This window comes from Quadrisphaera sp. DVD1 (assembly GCF_058932755.1).
In genome coordinates, this window is the sequence record NZ_JBZYWI010000163.1 from 1 (window position 1) to 6,647 (window position 6,647).

General features: G+C 75.9%; 8 protein-coding genes. 7 read left to right on the top strand and 1 reads right to left on the bottom strand.

Going from position 1 to position 6,647, the window contains the following annotated elements; all coding sequences use genetic code 11:
- The coding region (gene glgA / locus AC5FZL_RS14550; protein ID WP_493619608.1) for a glycogen synthase at positions 1–1,076 on the bottom strand (1,076 nt) is incomplete at its 3' end.
- 87 nt (positions 1,077–1,163) lie between these two features.
- Between glgA and glgC the strand changes: the two genes are divergently transcribed.
- From glgC to AC5FZL_RS14585, 7 genes are all read left to right on the top strand, one after another.
- Complete coding sequence (gene glgC, locus AC5FZL_RS14555) at positions 1,164–2,402, top strand: glucose-1-phosphate adenylyltransferase (protein ID WP_493619609.1); 1,239 nt, start codon at positions 1,164–1,166, stop codon at positions 2,400–2,402.
- 40 nt (positions 2,403–2,442) lie between these two features.
- Positions 2,443–3,072, top strand: a complete 630-nt coding sequence (locus tag AC5FZL_RS14560; RefSeq protein ID WP_493619610.1) for a pentapeptide repeat-containing protein — start codon at positions 2,443–2,445, stop codon at positions 3,070–3,072.
- A gap of 10 nt (positions 3,073–3,082) precedes the next feature.
- The gene (locus AC5FZL_RS14565; RefSeq protein WP_493619611.1) at positions 3,083–3,580 is read left to right on the top strand and encodes a hypothetical protein; all 498 of its coding nucleotides are present in this window, start codon (positions 3,083–3,085) and stop codon (positions 3,578–3,580) included.
- Between the two features lie 21 nt (positions 3,581–3,601).
- Complete coding sequence (locus AC5FZL_RS14570; protein ID WP_493619612.1) at positions 3,602–4,420, top strand: LLM class F420-dependent oxidoreductase; 819 nt, start codon at positions 3,602–3,604, stop codon at positions 4,418–4,420.
- Positions 4,417–5,625, top strand: coding sequence for a phosphoserine phosphatase SerB (gene serB / locus AC5FZL_RS14575; protein ID WP_493619613.1), 1,209 nt, complete (start codon positions 4,417–4,419; stop codon positions 5,623–5,625). The genes AC5FZL_RS14570 and serB overlap by 4 nt, the downstream gene beginning before the upstream one ends.
- Positions 5,626–5,634: 9 nt before the next feature.
- The gene (gene ccmA, locus AC5FZL_RS14580; protein WP_493619614.1) at positions 5,635–6,288 is read left to right on the top strand and encodes a heme ABC exporter ATP-binding protein CcmA; all 654 of its coding nucleotides are present in this window, start codon (positions 5,635–5,637) and stop codon (positions 6,286–6,288) included.
- On the top strand, positions 6,285–6,647 hold a 363-nt coding region (locus AC5FZL_RS14585), incomplete at its 3' end, for a DUF6297 family protein (protein ID WP_493619615.1). The genes ccmA and AC5FZL_RS14585, both read left to right, overlap by 4 nt.

A 6,647-nucleotide genomic window follows, 5' to 3' on the forward strand; every position in this document is an offset into this window, starting at 1 on the left:
TCGGCCTCGTAGCGGGCCGGGTCCACCGGCGTCCCGGTGCCGTCGGAGACCTGCTCGATCGGCACCAGCCACCCGGTCACGCCGTCGTCGACGACCTCGGGGATCCCGCCGGTCGCGGTGCCCACCACAGCCGTCCCGCAGGCCATCGCCTCGAGGTTGACGATGCCGAGCGGCTCGTAGACCGACGGGCACACGAACACGGTCGCCGCGCTGAGCAGCCGGACGACGTCCTGGCGCGGCAGCATCCGCTCGATGTGCACCACCCCGCCGCGGCGGGTCTGGAGCTCGGCGACGAGGCCGGCGACCTCCGCGGCGATCTCGGGGGTGTCCGGCGCCCCCGCGCACAGCACGAGCTGCACCTCCGGCGGCAGGGCGGCCGCGGCCCGCAGCAGGTGCGGCAGGCCCTTCTGGCGCGTGGTGCGGCCGAGGAAGACGACGCTGGGGCGGTCGGGGTCCACGCCGAGGGCGCGGACGGCGTCCGCAGCGCCCGGGCCCTCGTCGCGCGCCCACAGGTCGGCGTCGATGCCGTTGTGGACGACGTGCACCCGCTCGGGGTCGACGTCGGGGTAGGCGCGGAGGATGTCGCGGCGCATGCCGGCGCTGACCGCGACCACGGCCGCGGCGCCGAGGTAGGCGGTGCGCTCGGCCCAGGAGGAGAGCGCGTACCCGCCGCCGAGCTGCTCGGCCTTCCACGGGCGCAGCGGCTCCAGGCTGTGGGCCGTGAGCACGTGCGGGGCGCCGTGCAGCAGACCGCCGAGGTGGCCGGCCATGTTGGCGTACCAGGTGTGGGAGTGCAGCAGGTCGGCGCCCGCGGCGTCCCCGGCCATCGCCAGGTCGACGCCGAGGGTGCGCAGCGCCGCGTTGGCGCCCGCGAGGTCGGCGGGATCGGGGTAGCCGGTCGTGCCGGCCTCGTCCCGCTGGCCGCCGAACGCGCGCACGCGCACGTCCAGCCCGCCGGGGAAGCCGGTCTCGTCAGGGGCCATCGCCCGCAGCACCCGGACGAGCTCGGCGACGTGGACGCCGGCGCCGCCGTAGATCTCCGGGGGGTACTCCTTGGTCAGGACGTCGACGCGCATGCGCGGACGCTAGCGCTGCTCACCCGATCGGACACCCCGGAGATCACCGCGTGGTGCGGAGGAGGGCGCGGGCCTAGGGTGCGACGCATGGCACCGAAGGTGATGGCCATCGTCCTCGCTGGTGGCGAAGGCAAACGACTCATGCCCCTGACCGCGGACCGCGCGAAGCCCGCGGTCCCGTTCGGCGGCAACTACCGGCTCGTGGACTTCGCGCTGAGCAACCTCGTCGACTCCGGCTACCGCCAGATCGTCGTGCTGACCCAGTACAAGAGCCACAGCCTCGACCGCCACATCACCGTGACGTGGCGGATGTCGACGATGCTCGGCAACTACGTCACGCCCGTCCCGGCGCAGCAGCGCCTCGGGCCGCACTGGTACCTCGGCAGCGCCGACGCCATCTTCCAGAGCCTGAACCTCATCAACGACGAGAAGCCCGACATCGTCGTCGTGGTCGGCGCCGACCACGTCTACCGCATGGACTTCTCCCAGATGGTCGACGCGCACATCGCCAGCGGGGCGCCGTGCACCGTGGCGGCGATCCGCCAGCCGATCGGGATGGCCGACCAGTTCGGCGTCATCGACACCGAGCCGGGCGACCCCTCGCGGATCCGGGCCTTCCTCGAGAAGCCCAAGGACCCCACCGGCCTGGCCGACTCCCCGGGCGAGATCCTCGCCTCGATGGGCAACTACGTCTTCGACGCGAAGGCGCTTTGCGAGGCGGTCACCACGGACGCCGAGATCGAGGGCTCCAAGCACGACATGGGCGGTGACATCGTCCCGTGGTTCGTCGCGCAGGGGAAGGCCGGCGTCTACGACTTCAAGGACAACGAGGTCCCCGGCTCCACCGACCGCGACCGCGGCTACTGGCGCGACGTCGGGACCCTGGACTCGTACTACGAGGCCCACATGGACCTCATCTCGGTGCACCCGATCTTCAACCTCTACAACTCCGCCTGGCCGATCCTCAGCCAGCAGCCCCCGGTGCCGCCGGCGAAGTTCGTCCACGGCCACCAGGGCCGGATCGGCCACGCCATCAACTCCATCGTCGGGCCCGGCACCGTGGTCTCCGGGTCCCTCGTGGAGGACTCGGTGCTCGCGACGAACGTGCGCGTGCACTCGTGGGCCTCGGTCAGCCGCTCGGTGCTCATGGACAACGTCGAGGTGGGCCGGCACGCGATCGTGCGCCGGGCGATCCTCGACAAGAACGTCGTGGTGCCGCAGGGCGCGACCGTGGGCGTCGACCCCGAGCGCGACCTCGCCCGCGGGTTCACCATCACCGAGTCGGGCATCACCGTGGTCGGCAAGGGCCACGTCATCGAGCCGTGAGCGGCGCGTGAGGTCGGGCGGACGCCGGGCGAGCGGCCCGGTGCCGCCCGACCTGGCCCTGCCCGAGCTCGCGCCGGCGGGGCCCGACGGCCTGGTCGGCGGCGCGACGCACGAGGCCACGGCGTTCGAGGGCCTGGACGCCGCGGGAGGGCGCGCCGTCGGCGTCCGGCTGCTGGAGTGCCGCCTCGCCGACTGCACGTTCGACGGCGGCTCGCTGCGCCGCGCGCACCTCGCCGGCGTCGTCCTCGACCGGGTCAGCGCCGTGGCCACCGACCTGACCTCGACGAGCTGGACCGACGTCGAGGCCTCGGGCTGCCGGCTGTCCGCGGTGCAGCTGCCGGCCGCCGTGCTCTCGCGCGTGCGGATCACCGGCGCACGCCTCGACGGGGCGAACCTGCGCGACGCCCAGCTGAGCGACGTGGTCTTCGAGGACTGCCGGATGACCGAGGCCGACCTCGCCGGGGCGCGCCTGACCCGGGTCTCCTTCCCCGGCTGCGACCTCGACCGCTCGCAGTGGTCGGGCGCGCGCCTGGAGGCCGTCGACCTGCGCGGCGCCGCCCTGGGCGCACCGCGCGGCCTGGCCGGCCTCGCCGGGGCCGTGATCACGGCCGTCCAGCTCGTCGAGCTGGCGCCGGCCATGGCCGCCCAGCTCGGCATCACGGTCGACTGAGGAGGAGCACGTGAGCAGGGAGAGCCTGAGCGGCGCCGTGGCGTGGACCGTCGAGCCCACCCCGCCCGAGGTGGCGGTGGCGCAGGGCGTGGCCGGGGCGGTCGGCGTGGTGTGGACGCTCGTGACGGCCGGATCCGACGCCCCGAGCGCCGGGACGCCGTCCTGGGACCTGCCCGCGGACCCGGACGCGTTCGGCGACCTCGGCCGGCTGCGGTTGAGCGGCACCGCTCCGTGGCTGCCCGCCGGGAACCGGCACCTGGTGCGGGCGACCTCCCGCGACGCGTGGCTGGGGGTCGGGCGCGGCCAGCGGCCGTCGGTGCGGGTGCCGCTGGAGGAGCTGCGGGTCACCGGCGCCCGCTCGCTCTCGAGGTCGCGGCAGCCCCGCCACGCGGCGGCGCCGTGGGAGCTGTCGCTGGCCGGCACCAGGAGCGAGCTCCTCCTCGACGGCCCGTGGCTCTCGCTGGCCTGGCTGGGTCACCTGGCGGGCTGGCCCGAGCCGACGCCCTGAGCCGCCCCTAGGCTGCGCCGGGTGACCTCGCAGCCCGATGAGCAGACCAGCGCCCCCGCCCGTCCGGTGCGGGTCGGCATCCAGCTCCAGCCCCAGCACGCCGACTACGCGCAGATCCGCCGCGCCGTGGCCGCGGCGGAGGAGGCCGGCGTCGACATCATCTTCAACTGGGACCACTTCTTCCCGCTGTACGGCGACCCCGACGGCAAGCACTTCGAGTGCTGGACGATGCTCGGCGCCTGGGCGGAGGCCACCGAGCGCGTCGAGATCGGCGCCCTGGTGACCTGCAACACCTACCGCAACCCCGACCTGCTCGCCGACATGGCCCGCACCGTCGACCACATCAGCGACGGCCGCCTGCTGCTCGGCCTGGGCGCGGGCTGGTTCGAGCGCGACTACGCCGAGTACGGCTACGAGTTCGGCACCGCCGGAGCCCGCATCGGCGACCTCGGCGAGGCCCTGCCCCGGATCGAGGAGCGCTGGGCCAAGCTCAACCCCGCCCCGGTGCGCGACATCCCCGTCATGATCGGCGGCGGCGGCGAGAAGAAGACCCTGCCCCTGGTGGCGAAGCACGCCGACATCTGGCACGGCTTCGGCGACGTGGAGACGTTCACCCGCAAGAGCGGGATCCTCGACGACTGGTGCCGCCAGCAGGGCCGCGACCCGGGCGAGATCGAGCGCTCCACCGGCGTCGACGGCAGCGACGGCCCGGGCGAGCTCGGCGACGCGCTCCTGGCCGCGGGCGTCACCCTGTTCACCACCTCGGCGTCGGGGCCCGACTACGACCTGGGCCCGCTGCGCGAGTGGCTGGCCTGGCGGGACGAGAAGAACGCCGGGTGAGCGACGCCGGCAGTCCCTCGAACGGCACGAGCACCCTGCTCGCCACCCTCACCGGCGCGGACCGGCCGGGGCTGACCGCCGCGGTGTTCGCGGCCCTGGCCGGCCGCGGCGTCGAGGTCCTCGACGTCGCCCAGCTCGTCGTGCGCGGGCACGTCACCCTCGCGCTGCTGACGACGGCCGGGGACGCCGGCACGGCGGCGGCGCTGCAGGAGGTCGCCGCCGCCCAGGGCCTGGAGCTGGCCCTCTCGCCCGGCGTCGAGCGCGCCGAGGGGCGGCGCACCGGCAGCCGCGTCCACGTGACCCTGCTCGGCTCGCCGCTGCTGCCCGAGGCGGTCGCGGCGGTGGCGGGGACCGTCGCGGACAGCGGCGCCAACATCGACCGGATCCGGCGCCTCGCGCCGCGCCCGGTGACCGCCGTCGAGCTGGACGTCTCGGGCGCGGAGCCGGAGGGCCTGCGCCGGGCACTCGTCCGCGTCGCCGCCGACCACGGCGTGGACGTCGCGGTCTCGCCGGCCGGCCTGGCCCGCCACGGGCGCCGCCTCGTCGTCCTCGACGTCGACTCGACGCTCATCCAGGACGAGGTCATCGAGCTGCTCGCCGCGCACGCCGGCCGCGAGCGCGAGGTCGCGGCGGTCACCGAGCGGGCGATGCGGGGCGAGCTCGACTTCACCGCCTCCCTGCACGAGCGCGTCGCGGCGCTGGCCGGGCTCGAGGCGGCCGTGCTCGACGACGTCCGCGCGGCGGTGCGGCTCACGCCCGGCGCCCAGACCCTGTGCGACGTCCTGCACCGCCTCGGCTTCACCCTCGCGCTCGTCTCCGGCGGCTTCACCGAGGTGGTGCAGCCGCTGGCCGCCTCCCTCGGGATCGCCCACGTGCGGGCGAACGGGCTCGAGGTCGTCGACGGGCGGCTGACCGGCCGGGTCTCCGGCCCGGTCGTCGACCGGGCGGCCAAGGCGGTCGCGCTGCGCGAGTTCGCGGCCGCGGAGGGCCTGCCGATGTCGCGGACCGTGGCCGTCGGCGACGGCGCGAACGACCTCGACATGCTCGCCGCCGCGGGGCTCGGCATCGCCTTCAACGCCAAGCCCGTCGTGCGCGAGCAGGCGCAGACGTCGCTGACCTCGCCGTACCTCGACAGCGTGCTGTACCTCCTGGGGATCAGCCGCGAGGAGGTCGAGGAGGCGGACGCCGGTGCGGCGGGCTCCTAGGGTCGCGTCGTGAGCGAGCTGCCGCTGCCGGTGCCGGTGACCGGGCTCGCCGTGCGGGGGCTGGTGAGGTCCTACGGCGGGCGCGCCGTGCTCGACGGCCTCGACCTCGACGTCGCGCCCGGCGAGGTGGTCGCCCTCGTCGGGCCGAACGGGGCGGGCAAGACCACGCTGCTGCGCTGCGTCGTCGGCGCGGACGCGCCCGAGCGCGGTCGCGTGCTCCTCGACGGCGCGGACCTCGACGAGCGGCGCCCGCAGGTGCGGCGCGCCGTGGCCGCCGTCCTCGACGACCTCGACTTCTTCCCCGACCTCACCGTGGCCGAGCACCTGGACCTGCTCGGGCGCGCGCACGGGACGCCGGACCCCGAGGCCGCCACCGACGACGCCCTCGCCGCGCTGGGCCTCGTCGCGGTGGCCGACCAGCTGCCCGGCAGCCTCAGCTCGGGACAGCGCCGCCGGCTCGCGCTGGCCACGACCGTGGTGCGCCCGGCCGCGCTGCTCGTGCTCGACGAGCCCGAGCAGCGCCTCGACGCCGCCGGGCGCGCCTGGCTCGGCGAGCACCTGCGGGCCCGGGCCGCGGCGGGCGCGGCCGTGCTCCTCGCCTCGCACGACGAGGAGCTGCTGGCCCGCGCCGGCGCCCGCCGCGTCGACCTCGCCGAGGCATGACGCCCGAGCAGAGCGCGGCCCGGGACGCGCTGGCCGCCCGGGCGCGCGGGCGGCGCGAGAACGGGCCCTCGCTCGGGCAGCGGCTGGAGGCCCTCTACGTCCTCGCCCTCGGCGTCGCGGTGCTCGGCTCGATGGCCGTCTCGGGCAGCGCCACGCTGCTGTCCGCGCAGGGCTGCGGCACCGCGGGCCACTGCCTCGCCCCCGCGGGGCGGGTCCCCCTGGCCGCGGCCGTGGCCCTGGCCGGGCTCGGGCTGCTCGTGCGCGCCGCCGCAGCCGTCGGGCCGGTCAGCGCCACCCGCGCGCAGGCCTCGTGGCTGCTGTCCGCCCCCGCCGACCGCGCCACGCTGCTGCGCCCCGCC